The following is a 26,313-nucleotide window of genomic DNA, read 5'->3' on the forward strand; positions in this document are numbered from 1 at the left end:
TCGGTTTTAATCTATTTTAAAATATTTCTTTATGTCAAAATCTATAGTTTCTCCTTCTCTTAATTTGTTTCTTATTCCAACAAGTTTAGCATCAAATTTTTCCAGTATATCAACATTGCTTCGTTCCTTGCTGTTAGTCTCTATTATCTTTTTAATGCCGCCATTTTTTATAACCATCCTTTTATTGCCTATAAGAGCAAGTATAGGATCATGAGTGGACATCAATATTATCTTTTCTTCTTTCATCAATACTTCAATGGCCATTTTTCTATCAATACCTGCATTTTCTATTTCATCAATCAATACAATAGGAGACTTGCTTAAGAGAGCTGTATCTGCAATCATAAGCGCCCTTGATTGACCACCACTTAGCTGAGTTACCGGAACATCTTTCAAAAATTTTTCTCCTGCCAGATCATTGGCACATTTTATTATGGATTCAACTATTTCTTCGACATTGTCAACCATACGGCTTTCAGCATGCATGGTTATAAATTCCTCCACAGTTACATCCATTACAAAATTCATGTTTTGGGACAGCTGTGCCACCAATTTATTATCCATTGAAAAGCGTTCATTTTCTTCTGGTACACTTCCGTTTACAAGTATCTGCCTTCCTGTAGGTGTATCTTTTTGGGCGAGACACTCTATGTCCTCCAATAATCTGCTTTTTCCCGAACCAGTGTGTCCAACTATACAGATTATTTCTCCGGGTTTAAATGTAATTTTTACATCTTCTTCTATACCTGATTTGTCATGTCCTCCAATAACAGTTATAGATTTTATGGTATATCGGCCTGTATTTTTTATTTCCTTCATTTTCTCTATAAAAGATAAAAATTCATGTAAAATTTGTTTTTTATTAGAACCTGATTCTTCCAGATACTCTATGTCTAGTGTTGATATAATCTGTTTTGCATTCATTGATTTGTCAAAATCTCTAATTCCAATGGCTATAAAAAAGTCTTTTACATTAGGATATTCTTTATACAAATTTTCTATTGCAATATCAGCTTCATTATTTTCTCCAATAAAATTTTTCATAGAATCTCCACCTTAAAATCAAATAATATATATAATTATAATATTAATTTGTTAAAAATTGAAGTGTAAATTTTATACTTTATAAAATTCATTACATTTTATAATGCAATTTTAATATTGCCATATATACTCCAACTGACTTGTTAATAATAAATATATTATCTATAATATATTTTATGAAGTAGTTGTTTTTTCGTATAATTTCATACTATATTATAGCAAATTTATTATAAATGACGAGGTGTTTCCAATGAAAAAGGTACTAACTATTGCAGGTTCTGACAGTTCAGGAGGTGCTGGAATACAGGCAGATCTGAAAACCATGAGTGCTTTAGGTGTATTTGGCATGAGTGTCATAACAGCAGTCACAGCTCAAAACACTATAGGTGTACAAGGGGTAATGGATGTAACTCCAGAAATTGTAGAAGCTCAGATAAGATCTATATTTGATGATATAAATGTAGATGCTGTAAAAATAGGTATGGTTTCAAATAGCAAAACTATCTCTATAATAAAAAAATTATTGAAACAATATGATGTTAATAATATAATTTTAGATCCTGTAATGGTTTCAAAAAGTGGATATTTTCTACTAAAAAAAGAAGCTCAATCTGCTATAAAGGATCTCATAAGCATAGTAGACATAGTCACCCCCAATATTCCTGAGGCAGAAGTCTTAACTAGTTTAAAGATAGAAAATCGAGATGACATGATAAAAGCTGCTTTTGAAATACAAAAATTAGGTGCTAAAAATGTTCTTGTAAAAGGTGGACACAGATGCAACGATGCAAATGACATATTGTTGTATAATAATCAAATACTGGATTTAGAAAGTACTAGAATACATACTAAAAACACCCACGGTACCGGTTGTACATTGTCTTCAGCTATAGCCTCCCATATTGCAAAAGGTTATAGTATAGACAGCGCTATTTCTCTTTCAAAAAAATATATAACAACAGCCATAGAAAACTCTTTTCCTATTGGACATGGAGTTGGCCCTGTAGGACATTTTATAGAGCTATATAAAAAAGCGGGAATTTCATACGATTAATAAAATTTTGGAGGCAATAAAATGACTGATAACAATATAAATAAACTATGCAGCGTATTAACAGATATTAGAAAAAAAGTTCCACTTGTTCAATGCATTACAAATCATGTTACTATCAATGACTGTGCAAATATACTGCTTGCCTATGGTGCTTCACCTGCCATGTGCGAGGCCTATGATGAAGTATTTGACTTTGTAAAGATAGCTCAGGCACTCTATATAAACCTTGGTACCCTTAACAAAGAACAGGAAGCTTCAGTAATACTTGCAGCAGAATCTGCAAAAATACATAACATACCTGTAATTCTTGATCCTGTAGCCTGTGCTGCAATTCCAAGAAAAATCAATGTTATAAATAGAATTTTTCAAGTTGGAAAAGTTGATGTTATAAAGGGAAATATAGGAGAAATAAATTTTTTGGCAGGTAAATCTTCAAATGTAAAAGGCGTTGATTCTCTAGATAATTCAGAAGGAGCCCTGGATAGTTGTAAAATTCTTGCTCAAAAATATAATTGCATCGTGGCAGCCACTGGAGAAAATGATTTTATAACAGATGGTAAGTCCAGTGCAATAATTAATAACAACACACCTATGCTGACTAAAATAACTGGTGCAGGATGTATGCTTGGTGCCTTATGTGGTGCGGCTGCAGGCTGCTCTGAAGATAAATTCATTGCAACTACATCTGCTATACTTTCAATGAATATAGCAGCAGAAGAAGCTTTCAAAGAAGCAAAGGCTCCTGGAAGCTTTAGAATAAAATTAATAGATTACATATATGATTTAACTGAAGACAAGCTAAGGAAAGGTGGAAAAATAATATGGCAGTAGATTACAGTCTATATTTAGTAACAGATAGAAGATTTATAGGAGAAAAGCCTCTAAAAAAAGCCGTAGAAGAAGCTATAATTGGTGGAGTTACTTTAGTTCAAATCCGTGAAAAATTAGCTTCTACAAGAGAATTTTACAATGTAGCTCTAGAAGTAAAACAAGTCACAAGCCATTACAATGTGCCGATTATAATAAATGACAGAATTGATATAGCTCAGGCTATAGACGCAGATGGTGTACACCTTGGTCAAAGTGATATGCCACTTTCCATTGCAAGAAAAATACTTGGCGATAAAAAAATAATAGGTATATCTACAGGTAACATAGAAGAAGCATTAGAAGCAGAAAGTGGAGGTGCCGATTATATAGGTATCGGCACAATATTCAATACGGGAACCAAAAAAGATACAGATAATCCTCTAGGGGTGGATGGCCTTAAAAAAGTATATGGCAGCGTAAATATACCTGCAGTTGCCATAGGTGGAATTAATCATGACAATTTTAAAGATATACTGTCTACAGGTGTAGATGGAATAGCAGTTGTTACTGCTATTCTCCGCAGTAAGAATATAACCTCTGCTGCAAAACAGCTAAAAATAAAATAATATGCTTCAAGTCAGTCTGAATGAATTTACATTTTATTTGGACTGACTTTTTTAATATGTTGATTTACAATTTTATCATGCTAAAGTATAATATCATGTGGGAATATAAAAAATATTTATTTTATGGGAGGTTACTTTTTTATGAAAAAAAAGATTATACTTTTAACTGCCCTGGTATTTTTGATGGGCACAATATTTACAGGATGTGGGCAATCCAAATCCGGAACAGATAATTCATGGAATGAAATAAAACAAAAAGGACAATTTGTAGTAGGTTTGGATGACAGTTTTCCACCTATGGGATTTAGGAATGACAGTGGGCAAATAATTGGATTTGATATAGATATGGCTAAGGAAGCCGCAAAGAGAATGGGGGTCAAAGTTGTATTTAAACCAGTTCAATGGGATGGCATTATATTGAGTTTAAAGAACAAGGATATAGATCTTATATGGAATGGTCTTACAATTACAGACAAGAGAAAGCAGCAGATAGACTTCTCAAATGTATATCTTCAAAATAAACAGATAATAGTAACAACAAAGGATTCACCTATTAAAAGCAAAAAGGATTTGGCTTCAAAAGTAGTTGGACTTCAACTTGGCAGCAGCAGTGAAACCGCACTTAATTCAGATACTTCTACTAAAAATTCATTGAAAGAGATAAAAAAATATTCAAATAATACAGAAGCTCTACTTGATCTTAAAAATGGCCGTGTATCAGCCGTAATAGTAGATGAAGTTGTAGGAAGATACTATATTGCCAAAAAACCTGGTGTATACAAAGTATTAAATGATAATTTTGGAAAAGAGGACTATGGTATAGGTATAAGGAAAACCGACACAAGTTTCAAGAATAAATTAAATGAAACTTTAAATTCAATGAAAAAAGATGGAACTGAAGATAAAATATCCAAAAAATGGTTTGGAGAAGATATAATTCCCCATTAATTCAAAATATATTAGAACTCAAGTTAGGAGTTGATTCATTTGCCTGATATTATGGATATTACAGGATTTATACTAAAGGGAAGTATAATATCCATAAAATTATTTTTAATTGTAATAGTTTTTTCAATACCTTTAGGTATGATATGCGCACTAGGTAAAATGTCAAAAATAAAAATATTGAGATCAGTACTTGGGTTATATACCTGGGCATTTAGGGGAACTCCTCTTCTACTTCAATTATTTTTTATATATTTTGGACTACCTGTCCTTAATATAAAATTGGATCCTCTGGTAGCAGCCTGTATAGCATTTATTATAAATTATACAGCATACCTTGCTGAACTTTTTAGATCAGGTATTAATTCTGTAGATATAGGCCAATATGAAGCCGCAAAAGCTCTTGGAATGAATTATCCTCAGATAATGAAAAGAATTATAATTCCTCAAGCTGTCCCTGTTATACTTCCTTCGCTTTGCAACGAAAGTATAAATTTAATAAAAGATACTTCCCTGGTAGCTTCTATAGGTATTGGTGATCTTTTAAGAGCAGCAAAAGAAATTGTAACCAGTGACTTTACAGTCTACCCCTTTATAATAGCTGGAGTAATGTATTTAATAATAAGTTCCATATTAGTTTTTATATTCAAACGACTGGAAGCCAGATTTTCTTTGGCCTGACATATTCTAAAGATAAATTCTATTATTTATTACTAATAGAATTTATCTTTTCTTTTTTATTACTCTTATGACTTGACTCATCAAAACATTCTTCAAGACATTCCTCTATTACTTCTTTGGTTATTATAAAATTATTTTCCATTTGCTATTCCTCCTTATAATAATTGAGATAATTATTTTAATCATATTTAATATAAATATGCATTTTCATAAACAATTATTCCCTGAATTAAAAATTATTATATTTATATATATATTCAGCAAGAAAGCAAATGTGAACGTTTTTAACTACATTTTTGATATTAATTCTACTATGTTTATTATAACTTCAACTGCCTTTTCCATAGCAAATACAGGAATATACTCATATCTTCCGTGAAAATTATGTCCTCCTGTAAATATGTTTGGTGTTGGAAGCCCCATAAATGAAAGTCTTGCTCCATCTGTCCCTCCTCTTATCGGAACAATTTCAGGTTCAACAGATGACTGCTTTATTGCTTCATATGCAATATCTACTACGTATTTAACGTGCTCTATCTTTTCCTTCATATTTCTATACTGGTCCTTTACATCAATACTTACAACTCCACTGCCATACTTTTTATTAAGTAGTTTCATACTATCCAGCATGAATTTTTTTCTTTTTTCAAAATTATCACTGTCAAAATCTCTTATTATATAATAAAGTTCAGTTTCCTCTACTCCACCATTTATGGAAATAAGATGGTAAAATCCTTCATGTCCTTCTGTTGCTTCAGGTACCTCATTCTTAGGAAGCATTCCAATAAGTTCTGCAGCTATAAGCATGGAATTTATCATTTTATTCTTTGCATATCCTGGATGCACATTTCTTCCTTTAATTTTAACTTTAGCTGAGGCTGCATTAAAATTTTCAAATTCAAGCTCCCCGATTTGTCCTCCATCTATTGTATATGCAAATTCAGCATTGAACTTTTTCACATCAAAATAATCAGGACCTTTTCCAACCTCTTCATCAGGTGTAAAACCTATTTTAATATCCCCATGTTTTATTTCAGGATGATTTACAAGGTATTCTACAGCTGTCATTATTTCAGCTACTCCAGCTTTATCATCAGCTCCAAGAAGTGTATTCCCATCTGTAGTTATAATTGTTTCTCCTATATAATTCTTTATTTCTGGAAAATCCTTTGTGCTGAGAACTATATTTTTATCACTATTCAATACAATATCTGATCCATCATAATTTGTAACTATATTCGGTTTAACATTTTCACCTGAAATTTCAGGACTTGTATCCATATGAGATATAAATCCAACTGCAGGTACTTTTTTATTAGTATTTCCAGCTAAAAATGCCATAACATATCCATTTTCATCTAAATTGGCATTTTCAATACCTATTTGTTTTAATTCTTGTACAAGTTTTTTTCCTAAATTCAGCTGTTTTTTAGTTGTTGGAACAGTATTTGACTCCTCACTGGACCTGGTATCAACAACAATATATCTTAAAAATTTATCTGTTACACTTTCCATGAGATTTCCTCCCCAAATTAAAAATATGTACTATACTTCAATAATATCACCTTTGTGAAATGAATAAATGTATCTTTCTTTCACATTTATACCGGTCATATTTTCAAGTGCTTTCGAGTAATAGTAAATCTGTATCTTATATTTATCTTTGAGTTCTTCAGTTCTTTCAACATAATCAGTTTTATAATCTATAAGCACCAATCCATCATCTTCTTCAAAATAGCAATCTATTATTCCCTGGATAAGTATCTTTTCATCTTTATATAGATCCTTTGGCAAATCCTTATATATATCAGAACTGCTTTCCTGTATATAAAATGGTACTTCCCTATATACCTTCTTTGAACTTTTCATTCTAATCCCAAGATTTGAATTGAAAAATTTCAATATTTTATAAGATGAAATAGCCTTTTTTTCATCATCTGTAATAAATTGTCCAAGTACAAGATTTTCTATTTGAGTATCTATATTCGATTTGGAATCTGTATTATTTATATCAATATGCTGCATTGCAAGATGCATCAAAGTACCTCTTTGAGCTCCTGACAATTCTGTATTTTCTTTAATGAAATTAGGCTTTTTAAGATTCACATCCTCAACCAGATGTGAACTATCTTCCATATCAATCAATGCAAATCTTCTCTTTAATTCAGATACTGAAAATTTGGCAGGTATTTTTGATGCCTCTTCATATTTATATTTCCAATTTAGCCTTCTATTTATTTCTTGAAAATATTCATCTTCATATTTATCCAGAAATCTATTTTTAATATGTTCTATTATGTCTATTTCAGTATCTACTTGAGAGTTTTCTGAGAAATCTTCTCTTGAATAGATATTGATTTTCCAGTTTGAAATATGTTCTATAGGCAAAAATTTACAATTTTTATGATTTGCAATTTTTCTTATAATTTTTCCATCTTTATGCCTTACAATTGCCATTCCTATCCATTCAAGATAATTTTTTGCATTTTGTAAAGCATATTCAGGGACTTTATTTTCCTCTACAAGAGAGTCATCACACCATTTTTCAAATGTATCTTCTACGTTATTTATCATTCCAGTTATAATTAATTTTTCCTTTGCCCTTGTAAATGCTACGTATAATATTCTCATTTCTTCAGACAAAGTCTCATTTTTAAGTTTACTTCTAAGTATATGTTTTATAATAGTGGGATAATGTATCCGTCTTTCAATATCCACATACTCAGGGCCAAGTCCCAATTCTTCGTTAAAAATTATAGGATTGTTGGCATCCATAAAGTTAAAATTTTTACCTGCACCTGCAAGTATTACCACTGGAAACTCAAGTCCCTTACTCTTGTGTATGCTCATTATTCTAACTACATTTTCATTTTCACCTAATATTTTTGCACTTCCCATATCTCCACTGCTATTCCTCAACTTATTTACAAAATTTATGAAGTTGAATAGTCCTTTATAACTGCTTTTTTCGTATTGTTCTGCTTTTTCAAAAAGCATTCTCAAATTTGCCTGTCTCTGAGTTCCTCCAGTCATGGCACCCACAAATCCATAATAGCCAGTATCACTATACAAATACCACAAAAATTCATCTATGGGCATATATACTATTTTTTTTCTCCATTTATCCATACGATCCAAAAAGCTGCTGATTTTTTCTTTTAAATCTTCTGTTACATCTTCCTCGTTACAGCAAATATTTAATGCTTCGTAAAAAGATACATCTTTATTTACAATCCTTATGTCAATCAATTCTTCTGGTGAAAAAGATGCTATTGGTGAGCGCAGTACGGATATAAGCGGTATATCCTGTATTGGATTATCTATTATTTGCAGAAGACTCATAATAGTCTTTATTTCTATAGTTTCAAAATAGCCTGTAGATGTATCTGCAAAAACTGGTATGTTTGCATTGTTCAACTCTTCCATAATAGTTTGAGCCCAATTCTTAGTAGCTCTCATCAATATTACTATGTCTTTATACATTAAATTTCTATATGATCTTATATCTTTATCATAAACCTTAAAATATTGATTATCTTCAGGATTTACAATGTCTTTTATTTTTTTGGCTATTAATCTTCCTTCTACCTGAATATTACTTAAATCTTCCTGTTCATCTTCACTCCTGACTTTATCTATTAGATTAACTTCTATAGCCTCTCCACTAAAAGTACTATCAGTTGTATCCGGATAAGTTGCTGCACTTTCAAGTTGTTCTCCTTCTACATAATCAAGTTCTCCTATTTTTTTACGCATTATCTGGCTGAATAAATAATTTACGCCGTCTATTATTTCATGTCTGCTCCTGAAATTTTTAAATAATTTTATTTTCCTATTTTTAGAATTTTCTTCTTCAGAATAGTTCCTATATTTTTCAAGAAACAATTCCGGTTTTGCCTGTCTGAATCTATATATGCTCTGCTTTACATCTCCTACCATAAACAGATTGGAAGTTTCATCATCTCTATTTATCATATTTATTATTACTTCTTGAACCCCATTGCTATCTTGATACTCATCTACAAGTATTTCTGCAAAATACTTTCTATAATAAAGAGCTGTATCTGAGGGAATTATATCTCCACTTTTATCCTTACGGGTTAGTATATTTAAACAAAAATGCTCTATATCACTAAAGTCAAGTATATTCCTTTCTCTTTTTTTATCAGCATATTTATTAGCAAAATCCATTACAAGATCAGTAAGACATTTCATAACAGGATACATATCCCTTATACTTTTGTCTACATCATCTCCATAGTTTAATATATTTTCCATTATATGTTTTAACCTTTTCTTTACATTATCTCTCGTCTTAGTTACTCTTATCTTTATATCTTCATCATAGCTTCCACTTTTTAATCTTGGAAGCCTTTGAAATTTAAGTTCTTGAACATAATTATCAATCTCATTCCAGGATTTTAACTTTAACAAATATTCAAATTCACCGACTTCATTTTTAAAAATAGGCTCATATCCCTCAAAACCAGGATTTTCAAATATCAACTCAAGTGCTCTTTTAAGTCTATCTCTAAGACTCTTTATTTCAACTTTTAGATCTGATATTATTATTTGTGCCCAAAGGGATGTTTCAAATTCAAAATCATCAGATAAATTAAATTGCTCTGATGCCTTATTGAGCCACTTTTCAGGCCACGGGACACTTTGAACGAATTCATAGAGTGATATTACAATATCCTGAACTTTAGTATCATTTTTATCACCATAAGAATCTATCAGATTTAAAAAACTACTATCATTTGAATCATATTTTTCTTCAAATAGTTCAAATACAGCATCTCTTTTTAAGAGTATACTCTCCTCATTGTCCGAGACTCTAAAATTTGGATCCAAATCTACCAATTGAAAATTATTCTTGATTATTTTGAGACAAAAAGAATGCATAGTCATTATATTGGATTGATTTAACAGTGTTAGCTGTCTTTGAAGTCTTCTCGATTCAAAATTATCTTCCAATAATTTTTGGAGTTCATCTCCAATCCTCTCCTTCATTTCAGCTGCAGCTGCATTTGTATATGTAACTACAAGTAATTTATCTATGTCAATATCCAAATCTGGATCTGTTATCTTTCGAATTATTCTCTCTACAAGAACAGCAGTTTTTCCTGCACCAGCTCCTGCAGCCACCAATACATTTGATCTTTCTGTAAATATAGCTTTTCTTTGTTCATCTGTCCAATTTGCAACCATAGTTATCACCTAATTCTTTTAGTAAATTACATTATCTTTTCCAGAATCTTTCGCTCTATATAGATTCATATCCGCTTTTCTTATCAACTCTTCTACATTTCCATTACCGGCTTTGCACATACTTATGCCTATGGAAACGGTTATATATGACTTGATGTTTCTATAATTAATTGGTGAAGTTTTTATCTTGTCTTTTATTTTACACATTCTTGTATAAACATCATATATGGACTTTATATCGTACATATACACTATAATTTCTTCTCCACCATATCTTGATACAATATCTTCTCTTCTCAAACTATTTTTAATTATATTGCTTACCTGTCTTAAAACCCTATCACCATATTGATGCCCATAAGTATCATTGCATTTTTTGAAATCATCTATGTCTATCATAACAATGGCAAATCCAGCACCACAATCCTTTATTTTCTCATATATAACTGAAAAAAAGTAACTTCTATTAAAAAGCCCAGTTAGAAAATCTCTTTGTGAATTTTCTTTTATCTTGTTATAAAGCCTGTTATTTTCTATACACATAGCAATTTGATTACTTATTGCAGTTAAAAGCTTTATGTGTTCATCACTTAAATATTTATATATTTTATGTTCAACTACAATAACACCTAGAAGATTTTCCTTTAAATATATAGGCATGAGTATGGCAGAATGTATGGATATATTATCATTTCCCTTATATATATTATCAGGTGAATTTATCAATGAAGTACTTAATTCATTCCTGCTTCCATTATTAAATTCATATATACTATTATGATGAAGGATGTTTTTTAGATTTGATACTTTTAATTTTAACTTTCTATTTTCAATTAAATATACACTTGAATATGTTACTCCTAAAATTCCAATCATTATGTCATTAATGGTAGATGCTATTTCGCCATTCCTAAGATATTTATTTATATATTGACTTATCTCTACTATTAAAGATAGCATATCTAATTTTTTATCTTGTGTAATAATTTTTTTATTCTGCTGTTGCATAGTATATTCGGCCATTTTTTGATAGCCTTCATATTCTTTTTTTAATCTATTATACTGTTCCAACAATGACATTAATTTCTCTCCTAATAAAAAGAACTACTTCACATTTAGATTTATAAATATAGAATACCATAAGTATATTATATTTTCTACAATCACATGGTAAAAATATACAATAAAGTATTGTAAACTAAAGTCAAAACCTATTATTTAACTCCTCTGAAAAATAGTTTAACTCACCTGAAAGTTTATTTATTGTATCCATGTTTTATTTTACTGCAGATGTAGATGCAGTTATTTTCTCAGAAGATGCAGATATTTCTTAAGTTACTGAAATTACAGAACCCATTGAGGATGTAAACTTATCTTTAAATTCATATACATTATTTATATTATCCATATTTTCATTAGTTGTTACAGGATCTTTTCTATAAAATCAACAACTTTATTTGTGAGATTAAGTAAATTCACCTCTAAAAATAGATAGAGGTGAATAAGATTTACTTATTTAAAAGAAAGTTTAAAATTTGATCCTTCATTTCATTTTTTTCACAGGTAGTTTTGTGTATCACATTATTTTTCTTTAATTGCTCTACACCCTTTGGAATTTTTAAACCTGATATTTTACTCATTATATCTACAAGTTCCATATCATTATATTTAGTATATTTACTGTCAAGTGCACTCATAACAGATTTTGTAAACTTGAATGGACTAGCTGTTGAAACTATAATAGTCTTAGTATTATCTCCAGTAGAATCAACATATTTCTTATATACAGCATGTGCTACTGCAGTATGGGTATCCATCAGATAATTATAATTTTCAAAATTATAATTTATTGCATCCAAAGTCTCCTGTTCACTTGCAAATCCCCCATAAAATGAATTTAACTCCTTCTTCATATCTTCTGTAATCGTATATTTCCCATCTTCATTCAAGTTGTTCATAAGTTTATTTACCAAATCAGAATTTCTTGAACTTATATCATATATTAGTCTTTCAAGATTACTTGATACAAGTATATCCATAGAAGGTGATATAGTTACGATAAAATCTCTCATTTTATCATATGTACCGGTACTCAAGAAATCAAATAAAACTTTGTTGTCATTAGATGCACATATGAGTTTCTTTATTGGCAATCCCATTTTTTTTGCATAATATGCAGCTAATATATTTCCAAAGTTTCCTGTTGGAACATCAAAATTTATCTTTTCTCCAAGTTTTATTTCCCCTGTCCTAACAAGTTCCATATAACCATAGAAATAATATACTATTTGTGGTACAAGTCTTCCTATATTTATAGAATTTGCAGATGAAAATACATAGCCCTTTTTATCTAATTCACTTTTTAAATCTGCATCATTGAAGATTTTCTTTACTTCACTCTGTGCATCATCAAAATTTCCATCTATTCCAATAACCCTTGTATTTGCCCCAGTCTGTGTTATCATCTGCCTTCTCTGTATTTCACTTACACCGTCTTTTGGAAAAAATACTACTATTTTTGTTCCCTTCACATCTGCAAAACCTTCAAGAGCCGCTTTACCAGTATCCCCTGAAGTAGCTGTAAGTATTACTATATCCTTTTTCAAATTTTGCTTTTTAGCAGAAACTTTCATAAGATGGGGCAGTAGGCATAATGCCATGTCTTTAAATGCAAGAGTAGGACCATGATATAGCTCTAGATAAAATGCCTTTTTGGTTTTTTTAAGTGGAACTATATCTTCAGAATCAAATTTATTATCATAGGCCAAGTCTAAGCATCTATCAAGTTCTTCTTTTTCTATATCTGTAAAAAATTTACCTATAATAAAAGAAGCCAGCTTCTTATAGCTCATATCTTTACAATCTTCCAATTTATCACCTATAAAAGGTATAGTATCAGGTACAAAAAGGCCTCCATCTTTAGCTATACCATTTAATATCGCACAAGATGCAGGTAAATTTTCCTTTATCCCCCTCGTGCTGTTGTAACAAATTTTTTCCACGTATATCACTCCTTATAGAATATTAGAATCCTTGTTTTATCTAAGTATATAATAACATAGGAATATAGAACTTGAAAATAAAATTTAATACTTCTAGTATATAATTAAAAATAGTAGTAAACTAGATTTCATAGGAATTTTTTAGATTTTATTATTAGAGGTGAAAAATTTGGCAATATACTTAGATAATGCAGCAACATCATATCCCAAACCGGATATAGTTATGGATAAAATGTACTATTTCATGAAGAATATAGGTGCAACTGCAGGCAGAGGAGCTTATAAATCTGAAATAGAATCTGATAGATTAGTATATAATTGTAGAAATAATCTATGCAAACTTTTTAATTTTGATAGACCATCAAATGTTGTATTTACATATAATATTACAGAATCCTTGAATTTAGCTATAAATGGCATTTTAAAAAATGGAGATCATGTAATAATAAGTAGTTTAGAACATAATTCCGTTACAAGACCATTGAAAATTCTTGAAAAAACAAAGAATATACAAATATCCAAAGTTCCATGCAATACATATGGACTGACAAACCCGAATGATATAGAGAACCTAATAAGAACAAACACAAAATTGATAATATTTACTCATGCTTCAAATGTAATTGGCACCATTCAACCCATAAAACAAATCGGAAAAATAGCTAGAAAAAACAATATATTATTTTTGGTAGACAGTGCTCAAACCGCAGGAGCCTATCCCATAGATATAAAAGAATACAATATAGATCTTCTGGCTTTTACAGGGCATAAAAGTCTCCTTGGTCCTACTGGAACTGGAGGTCTTATAATAAACTGCGATGCAGAAATAAAAGCATTAAAGGCTGGAGGCACTGGAGTTGACTCAAAGTATCCCTATCAACCGGAATATCTTCCTAACAAATTTGAGTCCGGGACACTAAATGTAGTTGGAATAGTTGGTCTTTCAGAAGGTGTAAATTATATAAATAATATAGGTATATCTTCAATAAGGGAAAAAGAGCAGATTTTAACAGAGTATGCATTGAAAACACTTAAAGAGATTCCAAACATAATAATATATGGCCCAAAATCTGCTGATAAAATAGTAGGTGTAATTTCATTTAATATTGAAGGCATTCCATGTGATGAAGTAGGCTTTCAACTTGACAAGACATACAATATAATGGTAAGGGTTGGATTTCATTGTGCCCCTACGGCCCACAGGATTATTGGTACTTATAATACAGGATGTGTAAGAATAGGAATAGGGTATTTTAACACAAAAAGCGATATAGATATCCTAACTGAATCCCTTGTAGAATTGTCAAAAACTTAAATATAAAAAACAATAGACCAATGTTTCGGCCTATTGTTTTACTATCAATTTGATTCTTTTCCTGCAGATGAAATTAATTTAAAAATTATAAGTATAATGGCAACTCCTGCCACAGCCGATATAACATATCCTATTATATCATTTGTTCCTGATATGGAATAATCAGAAGCTATGGAATTGAATTTGAATCCATTTTGAAAAGCGGATGGAACATAACCTACAAGATGTTTTATTTGATTCATATCCCATTCTCCCCATGCAGTTCCTGCTGCCAATAATCCTATAGGACATAATATTATAAGTAATATCAATAGTCTATACAATGGTTTTTTACTTGTATGTTCATGTTTATAGACTATTCCAGGTGATACTTTTTTAACATATGCAAGTACTGCAGCGGTAACACCTCCTTCGATAAATCCTATTAAAAGATGAGGTAAAATCATAGCAGGTATGGCTATTTTCAATCCATAAGGACAATAGAGTGCAGCCCCACTTGCATCTTTGAACAATAAAGGCTGTATTCCAAATTCTATGGAAGCACAAAAAGCTGCTGCAACTATTCCCGCATATGCCCCCACAAAAGCTGCTATGTATTCTCCCTTTTCACTTTTAACTCTTGACTTTATTAACCTATACAGGGTATACCCTACCATAGGCATTATAAATGCCATATTAAATGTGTTGGCTCCAAATGCCAGTATACCTCCATCTCCAAAAAAGAGTGCCTGTATAAGAAGTGCAACTGTAACAGAAATAACAGCAGCATAAGGTCCCAACAAAATAGCTGCTAATGTTGCTCCTACTGCATGGCCAGTGGTACCTCCAGGTATAGGAACATTGAACATCATTATTAAAAATGAAAAAGCCCCACAGACTCCAAGTATAGGAAGTTTTTTCTTGCTAACTTCCTGTTTCACTTTTTTAGAAGCTTTCATCCATACTGGAATCATGATTGCACCCATAACTGCACAAGTAGATGGGCTTAAATAATTATCTGGAATATGCATATAAAATCCCTCCTTATATATATAATAGCAATATTTGTGCCACTTTAGAAAAACAAGTTTATTCTAGCATTTAAACATCTTAATATCAAAATGATAATATTTAGTATCATTTTGATATTATTCACAGCTTAAATCTCATATTGAAACCTTTAAAATTTTAAATTAATACAATAAAATTGTGACTTTATCAACTTAACGGAATTGAATATGTGATATAATATGTTATAATATATTCAATTTCTATATTAACAAGGGGGAATTTTTGTATGGACAGCGGTCCGAGTAGCGTTTTATTTGATGTTTTTTTTATCTTTGTATTAATCTTATTAAACGCTTTTTTTTCAGCAGCAGAAATTGCAATAGTATCTGTAAATAAATCCAAAATAAAAATAATGGCAGATAAAGGTAATAAAAAGGCTCAATTGCTGCTTGATCTCATGAAGGAACCGAATAGATTTTTAGCAACTATTCAGGACGTAATAACCCTGGCAGGATTTCTCGCCAGTGCACTTTCAGCTACATGGCTTTCAGTGCCTTTAGCTAAATTACTTGAAAAATTCAATATACCTTCAAGTAATGAAATATCAATAATACTTGGAACATTAATATTATCCTATTTTACATTGGTCTTTGGTGAACTTTTTCCAAAAAAATTGGCTTTGCAAAATTCTGAAAAAGTAGCATTATTTGTAGTAAAACCTCTTTTATGGACATCAAAAGTAACTTTTCCTTTTGATAAAATACTAACTTTCTCAGTAAATCTGTTAGGTAAAATAACCAATACCAATATTACAGGTAAAAAAGATAATATTTCTATAGAGGAAATACAACTTATGATAGATGCTGGAGAAGAAACAGGTATAATAAATGAGACAGAAAAAGAAATGATAAATGGAGTATTTAAGTTTGATGATACTCTTGCCAAAAATATAATGACTCCAAAAGTCAATGTATTTGTTATCAATGTAGACACACCTATAGAAGAAATTTTAAGTGAAGTTGCGAAACAGCAATATTCAAGAATACCTGTATATGAGGATTCAATAGACAATATAATTGGTATACTGTATATGAAAGATTTATTTATATCATTTCATGGTGGAACTTTAAACAATAAATCAGTAAGGGATCTTATAAGATCAGCTTATTTTGTTCCGGAAACAAAAAATATAGATGAGTTATTTGAAGAAATGCAGATTACAAATAATCATATGTCAATTTTGATAGATGAATATGGTAATTTTACAGGTATTGTAACTATAGATGATTTAATAGAAGAGGTAATGGGAAATATTCCAGATGAACATGACAAATGTGATAATGATTCAGATCCAATAAGTAGAATAAACTCCAACACATATATAGTTGATGGGCTTGTACCAATAGACGATATAAATGAAGAATTAAATATAAATCTTCCTTATGATATATTTGATACAATAGGTGGTTTTGTAATAGACCTCTTGGGACATATTCCAAAACACAATGAGTACAAGACTCTCAAATATGGGAATATAACTTTTAAAATAGAAAGTGTTAAGGAAAAACGAATAGATAAATTGGAAATATTGTTGGATAACAAGGAGTAAATGTCTTAATTGTACAAAAACTGATATAGCCATAAAAAACTATATCAGTTTTTTATAAATAATTTAAATAAATATCAATAAAACTTTTATACAGAAATCATATAGAGTATAGAAAAACTATAAATAGACTTTATTAATAAGTGCTAACATGAAATGTATTATTTTTCTTAATTTCAGCATGGGAAGTCATTTCTTTTACAATATCAAGATATTTTTGTGATACATTAGGACATACTTCTAATATACTGTCAATTATAAAATCTATATTTGTATCATCAACCTTTTTCAATATAACCTCTTCAGATTTATTTTCATCTTCATTTTCATTTTCATCTTCTTCATTATTTTTATTGAATACAAATTCCTCACTTGTCAGCGAATCATATATCTTATTTGCCACATCAGACTGCATAACGTATGGAGTTTTTATGAATTCTTTTGAGAAATACAATACACCTTGTATAGTTATAAACTCTCCATATACATATTCTTTTTCAGTTACCTTTGAGTTGTCACTTTCATTACAAGCATATTTAATATGCTCAACATGCTTTACATCAACTATATAATTCTTATCTTTTCTACCAAGTACACATCTAATATCTAAATCCATCAATCTGTCTTTTACATGTTCTGAAAATTTCTCTCCTAATTCTGAAATGAACATTTTTACTGATATTGTCTTCTTCATTCTATAATTTTTTCTCACTATAACAGACTCCTTTACATAATTAGTTTGTTTTAAATTCTAGCTTTTAAATAAGAGTTAAGTGCAAATTTATATAAAAAACCACCTTGTAAAAAAGGTGGTAAAACATTTAATGTTTATATGAACGCTAAATTCAATAATATCAAAACTTATTAAAGTTTAACAACATTAGCAGCTTGAAGTCCTTTTGGTCCTTCTTCTACATCAAATTGAACTTTTTGACCTTCTTCAAGATTCTTTCTTGGTTCATCACTCTGGATAGCAGTGAAATGTACGAAAACATCATTTTCGCCTTCAACTTCTATGAATCCAAATCCTTTTTCTGAATTAAACCATTTTACTGTACCTATTTTCATTTATTATCCTCCTAAAGATAAAACACTTAAAATTGATATATTTATTTGTATATCGGTGTTTCTAATTATACTAGTATAACACAAAAAGAGAAAATTAACAAACCTAATTTGCCATTCAACCCAATTTGTTACCTTATATAATATATTATACAATAAATTGAATACATAAGTAAAGCTTTTTATAATTGCATTTCATTTTTTTAATCATTACAATTTGAACATTCGCTGCAGGATGAACAAGGTGATTTGAGATTAAGATTCAAATTACTTATATTAAAGTTAAATTCATCAATATTCAATTCATTCTGAAATTTATGCATCATTCCATTACTGAAAATAACCTTATTATCTTGAAACTCTATATTTAAAGGTATAACTTCCATTGCATTTTCATTAACTATACTCTTTCTAAGCAATGGCCTGTACATCTGTTTTTCCCCACTTATCTTATTGACTGCCTCTATTCTATCTGTGCAAGTTATAAGTGCTTTTACTTTACCGCATTTTGAAAATTCCAAAGAATTTGAATCCCCATGTATACCTATGACCTGAGTATTATATGCCTTTATAATGCCTATTTCAGTGTTTGCATCTACAGGGTTGCCCGGTTCAAAAGATTTAAGCTTTCCATCAGGATAAAACGATATACCTATACGGGCTATGACCTGTCCTAAAGGTGAATTTATTTTTATTTTATCTTTGCGCCAAAATGTAATACTATTTACAGAACCATTTTTATAAAAATGAACAGCAACAACCTTTCTCTTTAAATAACCTATAGAAAGACTTATTTCTATTTCCTTGGAAAGTTTATATTCATCTTCTTCAGTCCAATAAGCAGTTATTTTGCCATTCAACGGAAATATTCTTTTTATATTTCCATCTTCATAAAACGTGATAAATTCTGCCTGAATTAATCCTATAGGAGACTTTATTTCAGTGGGATTTTGAAGATATATGCTTTTCAAACTACCATTATCATAAAAAGAAAGTGAACCTATATGCTTACTTCTTAGTCCATCTTCCTTATATTGTGGAGTTAAAATGCCATAAGCTGTTTTCAATTCATTTATGTCATTTAATGTACATTCTTTTATAGCACCATTCTCATAAAATTCAGCTCGTGATATTCCTTTTAACTTTCCATACTTGGTATCTACATCATTCATAGTATTCCTCCCCGATTACATATTTTATATTACTATAGCACAACATTCAGAAAATTTCATTAGTTTATTTGTAGTTTAGCATATATTCGCTCAAAAAATATATTCTTATTTAAAAAAACAAGAATATATTTAATAATATATTAAATTTTATTTGACCATAAAAACCTTTTGTGGATTGATATATATATTCCAAGGCTGTTTAATATTCTTGATTTTATTCCAAAATTCTTTGTTCACTTCCCATTGTATACATTTTAACTTTTCAGGTGATTTTTTTTCTAATATATATAGATTAATCATAACTGTAAATGGGCTTTCACTTATAGAATCAAGAATACAGCTAAAAGTATTCTCTCCATATTCATCATATGTATATTCAATATAATGTGCTCTTACCCCTATATATTTTGGATATCCCTGTATCTTATCTTTAACTTTAATAGTACATCCCCAATTTAGCGCCTCTACTGTGTTTTCATCTATTATTTTAATTTTTGATATATTTTTGCATCCTGTAAGTTTAGCACAAGACAGAGTAGGTGGATTAGAAAAAATTTCTTCCCTTTCTCCATATGCATCAACAACTCCATTATCAATTACTGCAATATTTTTACAAATACGATATATTTCATCTCTATTATGAGATACAAAAACTGCACTTCCACTATAAGTTGACAATATACCTACAATTTCTTTCTCCATTTTACTTCTCAAATGGCTGTCCAAAGCTGAAAATGGTTCATCTAATAGTAATATTTCAGGATTAATTGCAAGTGCTCTTGCAATTGCAACTCTTTGCTGTTGTCCTCCTGAAAGCTGGCTTGGAAATCTTTCTGATAGCCCTGTAAGATTCATCATGTTTATTTTTTCTCTTACTATTTCACCTTTTTCGCTTTTAGAGATATTATCCAGTGCAAAACCTATATTCTGATTTACAGTCATATTCGGAAATAGTGCATAATCTTGGAATAAAAATCCTACCTTTCTTTTCTTAATTGGTATATTTATATTTTTTCCTGAATCATAGAATATTTTTTCATTCAATACTATCTTTCCCCTGTCTGGTGTTTCAAGACCTGCAATACATTTTAAAGTCATGCTTTTTCCTGAACCTGAAGCTCCAAGTAAACCCAGGACACCATCTTTGGATTCAAATTTGACTTTTAAATTAAATTCTGGAAACTTTTTTTCAATGTCAACATAAAGTCCCATACTACTTTCTCCTAACTCCATAGATATTCTTCTGATGATGTTCATTCCAATAATTCATTAAAAAAATTACTACAGTTGAAATTAAAACAATCAGTATGACCCATATAAATGCTGTGCCCATTTCCCCATTCTCAGCTGCAAAATAAATAGCTACAGGAATTGTTTGAGTCTTATTCGGTATATTGCCTGCCACCATGAGAGTAGCTCCAAACTCTCCAAGAGCTCTTGCAAACGATAGAACTGCAGCTGCTGCAATTCCTGGCCATGCCATTGGAATCATAACCCTCCAAAATATTTTCCAGTCAGATACTCCAAGGGTCTTGGCAGCATTTACTACATTATTGTCTATCTGTTCAAAAGCTCCTTTAGTTGTTCTATACATAAGAGGAAAGGCAACAATAGTAGCTGCTACAACTGTAGCCGGCCATGAAAAAATCAAAGTAGTACCCATGTTCAAAAGTAATTTTCCTGCAGGGCCGTTTTTCCCAAATATAAGGAGTAGAAAGAATCCAACTACTGTTGGCGGAAGTACGAGTGGCAGTGTAAATATGGTGTCCAAAATATTTCTAAGTTTTCCATTATAATTTGTCATCCAGTAAGCAACTGCAATTCCAATAAAAAATGTTATTATTGTAGATAATGATACAGTTTTTATAGAAATCAATCCTGGTGAAATATCAAATCCCATAATTGCATCTCCCCCTATTGCATCAATCTGGTATTCTAACTAAACCCCAAATTTGAATCCATATTTCTCAAATATTTTTTTTGCATCATTTCCTGATAAATATTTGAGAAAATTTTTAGCTTCATTTGAATTTTTAGTTGCCTTAACTACAGCTGCAGGATATACAACAGGTTTATGGGAATCTTCACGTGCAGCAGCCACAATCTTGACCTTGTTTGATACAAGTGCATCCGTCTTATACACAATCCCGGCATCAGCATTTCCAGTTTCAACCCATGTTAGAACTTCCTTTACATCTTTTGCATATACAACTTTTGACTGTACTTTATCTGTTAATTTCATGCTTGTAAATATTTCCTGAGCATATTGTCCTGCCGGTACACTTTTAGGTTCTCCAAGTGCAAGTTTTTTAACATCAGTTCCTGTCAAATCATTAAAAGTTTTAACATTGCTTGAATCTTTGGGAACTACGAGTACTACATCATTTTTCAACAAGTTTTTAATAGTATCATTTACAAGTAAATTTTCCTTTTTCAGTGCATCCATCTGCTTTGTTGCAGCAGAAATAAATAAATCTGCCGGAGCGCCCTGTTCAATTTGCTTTTGAAGTGTTCCTGAACCTCCAAAATTATAATTAATGGTTACATTAGGATATTGTTTTGTGTACAGCTGTTTTATTTCATTCATGGAATCCTTTAAACTAGCTGCTGCAGATACAGTCAAAGTTACAGGTTTAGCCTGCTCTTTTGTACTGTTGGAATCATTGGTTTCAGATTTCTGTACAGTATTTCCACATCCAACTGATACAATGGTAATAAATACAAATAAAATTAGAGATAAAAATTTTTTAGATCTTTTCATTAATAGCCCTCCCAAAGTTTTTTTAAATTTATATAAAATTTATTGTGAAAACGTTATAACAGCATACAAAACTTAATTACTGCCAAACTTAATGTAACATGATAAAACGTATAATATACTTATTATACACTTAAGTTTTACAATTCTATGTTATACATTATATATTCTATAAAATAAACAATCAAGTGTTTTTTATTAATTTTATAATTTTAGAGGTATATTATTATACAATTGTCAAATATATAGTATCAATTAGTAAATTGCTTAATGGCGATATTGTTTTTAAGAAATATATGTATGATTTCAATATAAAAATAATTTTTTAAATACATATAACATTACAAAATAATTTTTTTATATGCTTTTTATTAATATTTAAACAGATTTATACTATTATATAAGCTTATTTATATATCAATACATAATATAGCGATATATAAATAAATGATATTACACATAATATCATTTTAACTAAAATTTGATTTTCAATGAATTTTTTGTATAATAATATTACGTAAAGTAAATTATAATAATATAAATTTTAACATACAGGAGGAAGCAATTATGAAAATAAGTGCAAGAAATCAATTAAAAGGTAAGGTAGTTGAAATTAAGGAAGGTTCTGTTAATGGAGAAGTTGTAATAGATTTAGGAGACGGAAAAAAAGTATGTTCTGTTATAACATTGGATGCAATAAAGAGCCTTGGTCTTAAAGTAGGATCAGAAGCTACAGCAGTAATCAAAGCATCAAACGTAATGGTAATGGCTTAATTTTAATATTGTTTAAAGTACTAAACAGCTGTATATATTATTCAAAAGATATACAGCTGTTTTTAATTCATAAAATCATACAAGTCCCTAAAATAAAAATTAGTTACAGCTATTAAATTACAAATCATCTACCTACATGCCTAGCTAAAGCAGTAATGATTACAATTAGTACTATTAGGCCTATATATATTGCCATTCCAGCAGGTTTCCCAGCATTTATTGCCCAACCTATTCCAAACTTTTTCTCAACAAATAAAGATGGATCATCTGGATTATAGTAAATAATATTGCCAAACTTCCAATATTTTCGATCATCTCTATGTATTTTGGAGATTTTGTTTTCCTTAGTTTCACCTTCTAATTTTATATTGGAGCCTCCCTGTCCTAATTTCACAGAAAGAATTATAACACTTGAGAAAGTTATTACCAAAAATATACCGATTACAATTGCAGAAAACTTTTCACTTATATAAAATACATTTAATATTTGTAGAGTTCCCATAGTAAGTACAATATTGATTAAAGCACAGAAAACTATCATGTATATAGACCAAGTCCTTGCAAATATATTATTTCTTTGCAAATCAAATTTTGAATTTGAAAAACTTGTATTATTTTTGGAATGTCCTAGAGCCTTATATATTAAAAAGAACACAACAGTAATAAATATCTGCGATAATGGCATCTCCCATATTAAAAATATGGATTTCGGTTGAAACCCTGTTATATTTCCTGAGAAGTCCCAATGTGTAGCAACTTTATTAGGTAGTGAATTATAATATACATATCCCAAAATTATATTTATAATAATTATAATTATAGGAATTATGAAAAACCACTGAGATACCCTCCCGTTTACGTATTGTTCTTTTATTTTTGAATCATTCTTTTTCATAAATTTCACCTACCTTAAAATTAGGATGTTAATCCTGCAGATAATATAAATATCATCAAAATTGGAATACTGTCACATAATATCCACAGTATTATATGAAGCAGCAAAGTAAGTTTCCTGTATCTATTGTATATATATATAATTATATTATATATAAAAAATAAATTTGTAATTAAAAACAACAACAGTACCGGAACAGGATTTCCGATTCCACTTACTACCACTAAATGTAATATGAAGATCAATACTAGGATTGTTGCCAAAAATGAAACTATCTTTAGTCCATCTCTATTTTTCATACATTTGAATATTTTAAATCCATCATATATACACATAATTACAGGTATTATTGCAATATATGATAGATTTTCTATAAAGAAATAAGATGCAATTACTAATGCTGAAAAACATACTAATTTCAAACTAAAATTTAAGTTTTTATTTTCTAACTTCATATTTAAAATTCTCCTATAATAGTTTTTATACACCTAAAAACTTCATCTATACTTCTATTGCTGTCTACTACATAATCACATCTCACTATTTTAAATTCATCCCTATCATGTTCTATTCTATTTTCAATTTCAAAATCCAATATATTGTTAATTTTATATCCATATTTTCTAAGATACATTCTGTTTTTTCTGGTTTTTTCATCACATTTTAAGAATATACACAGACAATTTAATTCTTTCTGCTTTAAATCATCTGAACCTCTTGCATCCATTACACAAACAGATTTTTCTCCTGATTCATACTGTTCTTTTAAGGTCCAATAGTAATTGCCATTAAAAAAAGTTTCTGCAACCATATTTCCACTTTTTTTGTCCTTATTATATCTGTCCATATTTACAAATATATGTCCTTCTTCATCTTGAAATCTCATAGGTCGTGTAGTATAACTTTCTATATAGTTATATCCCCTTTTTTCAAGTAATTCCGCAATAGTAGTTTTTCCACTTCCGCTTTCCCCTGAAATACATATTATTTTACTCATACTTATCCCTCCTATAATAGTGGAAGAGTATTACCTCCATATGGCATAAGAATTACATTGGGATTATCATTGCTAATTTCATATGCTTTTTTATACTTACATATCTATTAGTCAGTATTGTGTTTACCTTTCATACAAGATGATAGTATCTTTTCCATATTTAAAGCTATATGAATTCACAACATCACACTCTATTCTGTATAAAATTTAACCTTATCCTTAAGTGTTTTCAATCTATCAATAGCTTTTATGAGTGTTTCATCCTTTTTAGCAAAATGAAGTCTTATAAGATAATTTACATCTTCCTTGAAAAAGCTTGAACCTGGTACAGCTCCCACTCCCACCTCTTTTGCAAACCATTCACAAAATTTCAAATCATTTTTTACATTAAATTCAGATACATCTACTATAACATAATAAGCTCCATTGGGCTTATAATATTTTAATCCTGCTTCATCTAATCCTTTAAGAAATAGAGTTCTTTTTTCAGTATAAAGATTTTTTAGTTCAATATAATACTTATCCGGTAATTTAAGTCCTGCTACTGCTGCTTCCTGAAGTGGAGCGGCTGCACCTACAGTTAGAAAATCATGGACTTTTCTTACATTATCTATTATTCTTTCATTAGCTATAACATATCCCAATCTCCATCCTGTTATAGAATACGTCTTCGATAGGGAGCTACAGCTTATAGTTCTGTCAAACATACCTGGAAGGGAGGCAAAATAAATATGTTTACAAGGATCCATTACAATATGTTCATATACTTCATCGGTTATAACAAATGTATCATATTTTTCAGCTAATTCTGCAATATATTTTAATTCTTCAAGTGTAAAAACTTTTCCTGTAGGATTTGAAGGATTGCACAATATAAGTGCTTTGGGCTTCTGCTCAAAAGCCTTCTCAAGTTCCTCCCTGTCAAAAGAAAATTCAGGCGGCTTAAGAGATACATAAATAGGCTTGGCTCCACTTAGTATGGCATCTGCTGCATAATTTTCGTAAAAAGGAGAAAATACTATTACTTTATCACCCGGGTTACACACTGTCATAACTGCTGCCATCATTGCTTCTGTACTTCCACAAGTAACTGCTATTTGAGTTTCAGGATCAATATTTATTCCCATAAATTTAGACTGTTTTTCGGCCAAAGCTTCTCTAAAATTAGGTGCTCCCCATGTAATTGCATATTGATGGGGGCCCCTGTCAGCCGCAATTTTAAGAGCGTCTCTTATCTCTTTTGGTGGATCAAAATCTGGAAAACCCTGAGATAAATTAACCGCTCCATATTTATTTGATATTCTTGTCATTCTTCTTATAACTGAATCAGTAAAATTATTCATTTTTCTACTTAAATCAGGCAATAAA

The 26,313-nt window shown here is 29.9% G+C and carries 24 protein-coding genes; 8 read left to right on the top strand and 16 right to left on the bottom strand.

Annotated elements, in window-relative coordinates:
* Window positions 1-6: 6 nt before the first annotated feature.
* Window positions 7-1,044: an ATP-binding cassette domain-containing protein gene (locus J418_RS0103160; RefSeq protein WP_017753384.1), complete on the bottom strand. Its 1,038-nt coding sequence runs from the start codon at window positions 1,042-1,044 to the stop codon at window positions 7-9.
* A 250-nt stretch (window positions 1,045-1,294) separates the two neighbouring features.
* Here J418_RS0103160 and thiD point away from each other — a divergent pair, with 250 nt between their 5' ends.
* From thiD to J418_RS0103185, 5 genes are all read left to right on the top strand, one after another.
* A complete protein-coding gene (thiD, locus tag J418_RS0103165) occupies window positions 1,295-2,098 on the top strand; it encodes a bifunctional hydroxymethylpyrimidine kinase/phosphomethylpyrimidine kinase (protein ID WP_017894776.1) in 804 nt (267 codons plus the stop codon).
* A 21-nt stretch (window positions 2,099-2,119) separates the two neighbouring features.
* On the top strand, window positions 2,120-2,929 hold the full coding sequence (thiM, locus tag J418_RS0103170; RefSeq protein WP_017753382.1) for a hydroxyethylthiazole kinase: 810 nt from the start codon (window positions 2,120-2,122) through the stop codon (window positions 2,927-2,929).
* Window positions 2,920-3,534 (top strand): thiamine phosphate synthase, encoded by a 615-nt coding sequence (gene thiE, locus J418_RS0103175; RefSeq protein WP_017753381.1) that lies wholly within the window; start codon window positions 2,920-2,922, stop codon window positions 3,532-3,534. The genes thiM and thiE overlap by 10 nt, the downstream gene beginning before the upstream one ends.
* 141 nt (window positions 3,535-3,675) lie before the next feature.
* Window positions 3,676-4,482, top strand: a complete 807-nt coding sequence (locus tag J418_RS0103180; protein ID WP_017753380.1) for an amino acid ABC transporter substrate-binding protein — start codon at window positions 3,676-3,678, stop codon at window positions 4,480-4,482.
* Between the two features lie 39 nt (window positions 4,483-4,521).
* Window positions 4,522-5,160, top strand: coding sequence for an amino acid ABC transporter permease (locus J418_RS0103185; protein WP_017753379.1), 639 nt, complete (start codon window positions 4,522-4,524; stop codon window positions 5,158-5,160).
* Window positions 5,161-5,448: 288 nt separating this feature from the next.
* Here J418_RS0103185 and pepT read toward each other — a convergent pair whose 3' ends face one another.
* From pepT to thrC, 4 genes are all read right to left on the bottom strand, one after another.
* On the bottom strand, window positions 5,449-6,675 hold the full coding sequence (gene pepT, locus J418_RS0103195) for a peptidase T (RefSeq protein WP_017894778.1): 1,227 nt from the start codon (window positions 6,673-6,675) through the stop codon (window positions 5,449-5,451).
* 30 nt (window positions 6,676-6,705) lie between these two features.
* Entirely contained in the window at window positions 6,706-10,371 is a 3,666-nt protein-coding gene (addA, locus tag J418_RS0103200) for a helicase-exonuclease AddAB subunit AddA (protein WP_017894779.1), read from the bottom strand.
* Between the two features lie 18 nt (window positions 10,372-10,389).
* Window positions 10,390-11,451, bottom strand: a complete 1,062-nt coding sequence (locus J418_RS0103205) for a sensor domain-containing diguanylate cyclase (RefSeq protein ID WP_017753051.1) — start codon at window positions 11,449-11,451, stop codon at window positions 10,390-10,392.
* 428 nt (window positions 11,452-11,879) lie between these two features.
* Window positions 11,880-13,373: a threonine synthase gene (thrC, locus tag J418_RS0103210; RefSeq protein ID WP_017894780.1), complete on the bottom strand. Its 1,494-nt coding sequence runs from the start codon at window positions 13,371-13,373 to the stop codon at window positions 11,880-11,882.
* A gap of 169 nt (window positions 13,374-13,542) precedes the next feature.
* Between thrC and J418_RS0103215 the strand changes: the two genes are divergently transcribed.
* Complete coding sequence (locus J418_RS0103215; RefSeq protein ID WP_017753053.1) at window positions 13,543-14,688, top strand: aminotransferase class V-fold PLP-dependent enzyme; 1,146 nt, start codon at window positions 13,543-13,545, stop codon at window positions 14,686-14,688.
* A gap of 44 nt (window positions 14,689-14,732) precedes the next feature.
* On the opposite strand, the gene cbiM is transcribed toward J418_RS0103215, so the two are convergent.
* Window positions 14,733-15,698 carry a cobalt transporter CbiM gene (gene cbiM / locus J418_RS0103220; protein WP_017753054.1) on the bottom strand — a complete coding sequence of 322 codons (966 nt, stop codon included), beginning with the start codon at window positions 15,696-15,698 and terminating at the stop codon, window positions 14,733-14,735.
* Between the two features lie 266 nt (window positions 15,699-15,964).
* Here cbiM and J418_RS0103225 point away from each other — a divergent pair, with 266 nt between their 5' ends.
* Complete coding sequence (locus J418_RS0103225) at window positions 15,965-17,287, top strand: hemolysin family protein (RefSeq protein ID WP_017894781.1); 1,323 nt, start codon at window positions 15,965-15,967, stop codon at window positions 17,285-17,287.
* A gap of 133 nt (window positions 17,288-17,420) precedes the next feature.
* On the opposite strand, the gene J418_RS0103230 is transcribed toward J418_RS0103225, so the two are convergent.
* The 6 genes from J418_RS0103230 to modA all read right to left on the bottom strand — a co-directional run bounded on the left by J418_RS0103230 (window position 17,421) and on the right by modA (window position 22,282).
* Window positions 17,421-17,996, bottom strand: a complete 576-nt coding sequence (locus J418_RS0103230; protein WP_017753056.1) for a hypothetical protein — start codon at window positions 17,994-17,996, stop codon at window positions 17,421-17,423.
* Window positions 17,997-18,148: 152 nt separating this feature from the next.
* Window positions 18,149-18,352, bottom strand: coding sequence for a cold-shock protein (locus J418_RS0103235; protein ID WP_017753057.1), 204 nt, complete (start codon window positions 18,350-18,352; stop codon window positions 18,149-18,151).
* A gap of 200 nt (window positions 18,353-18,552) precedes the next feature.
* Window positions 18,553-19,521: a hypothetical protein gene (locus tag J418_RS0103240; protein WP_017753058.1), complete on the bottom strand. Its 969-nt coding sequence runs from the start codon at window positions 19,519-19,521 to the stop codon at window positions 18,553-18,555.
* Between the two features lie 147 nt (window positions 19,522-19,668).
* On the bottom strand, window positions 19,669-20,733 hold the full coding sequence (locus J418_RS0103245) for a sulfate/molybdate ABC transporter ATP-binding protein (protein ID WP_017894782.1): 1,065 nt from the start codon (window positions 20,731-20,733) through the stop codon (window positions 19,669-19,671).
* A gap of 1 nt (window position 20,734) precedes the next feature.
* Window positions 20,735-21,421: a molybdate ABC transporter permease subunit gene (modB, locus tag J418_RS0103250; RefSeq protein WP_017894783.1), complete on the bottom strand. Its 687-nt coding sequence runs from the start codon at window positions 21,419-21,421 to the stop codon at window positions 20,735-20,737.
* A 39-nt stretch (window positions 21,422-21,460) separates the two neighbouring features.
* On the bottom strand, window positions 21,461-22,282 hold the full coding sequence (modA, locus tag J418_RS0103255; protein ID WP_017753061.1) for a molybdate ABC transporter substrate-binding protein: 822 nt from the start codon (window positions 22,280-22,282) through the stop codon (window positions 21,461-21,463).
* Window positions 22,283-22,846: 564 nt separating this feature from the next.
* Between modA and J418_RS0103260 the strand changes: the two genes are divergently transcribed.
* Window positions 22,847-23,053: a TOBE domain-containing protein gene (locus J418_RS0103260; RefSeq protein ID WP_017753062.1), complete on the top strand. Its 207-nt coding sequence runs from the start codon at window positions 22,847-22,849 to the stop codon at window positions 23,051-23,053.
* Window positions 23,054-23,177: 124 nt separating this feature from the next.
* On the opposite strand, the gene J418_RS0103265 is transcribed toward J418_RS0103260, so the two are convergent.
* From J418_RS0103265 to J418_RS0103280, 4 genes are all read right to left on the bottom strand, one after another.
* Entirely contained in the window at window positions 23,178-23,948 is a 771-nt protein-coding gene (locus tag J418_RS0103265; RefSeq protein ID WP_017753063.1) for a DUF1648 domain-containing protein, read from the bottom strand.
* Between the two features lie 20 nt (window positions 23,949-23,968).
* Complete coding sequence (locus tag J418_RS0103270; RefSeq protein WP_017894784.1) at window positions 23,969-24,403, bottom strand: hypothetical protein; 435 nt, start codon at window positions 24,401-24,403, stop codon at window positions 23,969-23,971.
* A 2-nt stretch (window positions 24,404-24,405) separates the two neighbouring features.
* Entirely contained in the window at window positions 24,406-24,945 is a 540-nt protein-coding gene (locus J418_RS0103275) for an AAA family ATPase (protein WP_017753065.1), read from the bottom strand.
* Between the two features lie 191 nt (window positions 24,946-25,136).
* Window positions 25,137-26,309, bottom strand: a complete 1,173-nt coding sequence (locus J418_RS0103280) for a pyridoxal phosphate-dependent aminotransferase (RefSeq protein WP_017894785.1) — start codon at window positions 26,307-26,309, stop codon at window positions 25,137-25,139.
* Window positions 26,310-26,313 lie beyond the last annotated feature (4 nt).

The organism is Clostridium tyrobutyricum DSM 2637 = ATCC 25755 = JCM 11008 (genome assembly GCF_000359585.1).
GTDB lineage: Bacteria > Bacillota > Clostridia > Clostridiales > Clostridiaceae > Clostridium_B > Clostridium_B tyrobutyricum.

What these genes read in the sequence shown, in the direction of transcription:
- modA (WP_017753061.1), bottom strand. Translation starts at nt 22,282, where the DNA reads ATGAAAAGATCTAAAAAATTTTTATCTCTAATTTTATTTGTATTTATT.
- pepT (WP_017894778.1), bottom strand. Translation starts at nt 6,675, where the DNA reads ATGGAAAGTGTAACAGATAAATTTTTAAGATATATTGTTGTTGATACC.
- J418_RS0103260 (WP_017753062.1), top strand. Translation starts at nt 22,847, where the DNA reads ATGAAAATAAGTGCAAGAAATCAATTAAAAGGTAAGGTAGTTGAAATT.
- cbiM (WP_017753054.1), bottom strand. Translation starts at nt 15,698, where the DNA reads ATGCATATTCCAGATAATTATTTAAGCCCATCTACTTGTGCAGTTATG.
- addA (WP_017894779.1), bottom strand. Translation starts at nt 10,371, where the DNA reads ATGGTTGCAAATTGGACAGATGAACAAAGAAAAGCTATATTTACAGAA.
- J418_RS0103205 (WP_017753051.1), bottom strand. Translation starts at nt 11,451, where the DNA reads ATGTCATTGTTGGAACAGTATAATAGATTAAAAAAAGAATATGAAGGC.
- J418_RS0103180 (WP_017753380.1), top strand. Translation starts at nt 3,676, where the DNA reads ATGAAAAAAAAGATTATACTTTTAACTGCCCTGGTATTTTTGATGGGC.
- modB (WP_017894783.1), bottom strand. Translation starts at nt 21,421, where the DNA reads ATGGGATTTGATATTTCACCAGGATTGATTTCTATAAAAACTGTATCA.
- J418_RS0103160 (WP_017753384.1), bottom strand. Translation starts at nt 1,044, where the DNA reads ATGAAAAATTTTATTGGAGAAAATAATGAAGCTGATATTGCAATAGAA.
- J418_RS0103245 (WP_017894782.1), bottom strand. Translation starts at nt 20,733, where the DNA reads ATGGGACTTTATGTTGACATTGAAAAAAAGTTTCCAGAATTTAATTTA.
- thiM (WP_017753382.1), top strand. Translation starts at nt 2,120, where the DNA reads ATGACTGATAACAATATAAATAAACTATGCAGCGTATTAACAGATATT.
- J418_RS0103240 (WP_017753058.1), bottom strand. Translation starts at nt 19,521, where the DNA reads ATGAATGATGTAGATACCAAGTATGGAAAGTTAAAAGGAATATCACGA.
- J418_RS0103225 (WP_017894781.1), top strand. Translation starts at nt 15,965, where the DNA reads ATGGACAGCGGTCCGAGTAGCGTTTTATTTGATGTTTTTTTTATCTTT.
- thiD (WP_017894776.1), top strand. Translation starts at nt 1,295, where the DNA reads ATGAAAAAGGTACTAACTATTGCAGGTTCTGACAGTTCAGGAGGTGCT.
- J418_RS0103235 (WP_017753057.1), bottom strand. Translation starts at nt 18,352, where the DNA reads ATGAAAATAGGTACAGTAAAATGGTTTAATTCAGAAAAAGGATTTGGA.
- J418_RS0103265 (WP_017753063.1), bottom strand. Translation starts at nt 23,948, where the DNA reads ATGAAAAAGAATGATTCAAAAATAAAAGAACAATACGTAAACGGGAGG.
- J418_RS0103275 (WP_017753065.1), bottom strand. Translation starts at nt 24,945, where the DNA reads ATGAGTAAAATAATATGTATTTCAGGGGAAAGCGGAAGTGGAAAAACT.
- thiE (WP_017753381.1), top strand. Translation starts at nt 2,920, where the DNA reads ATGGCAGTAGATTACAGTCTATATTTAGTAACAGATAGAAGATTTATA.
- J418_RS0103270 (WP_017894784.1), bottom strand. Translation starts at nt 24,403, where the DNA reads ATGAAGTTAGAAAATAAAAACTTAAATTTTAGTTTGAAATTAGTATGT.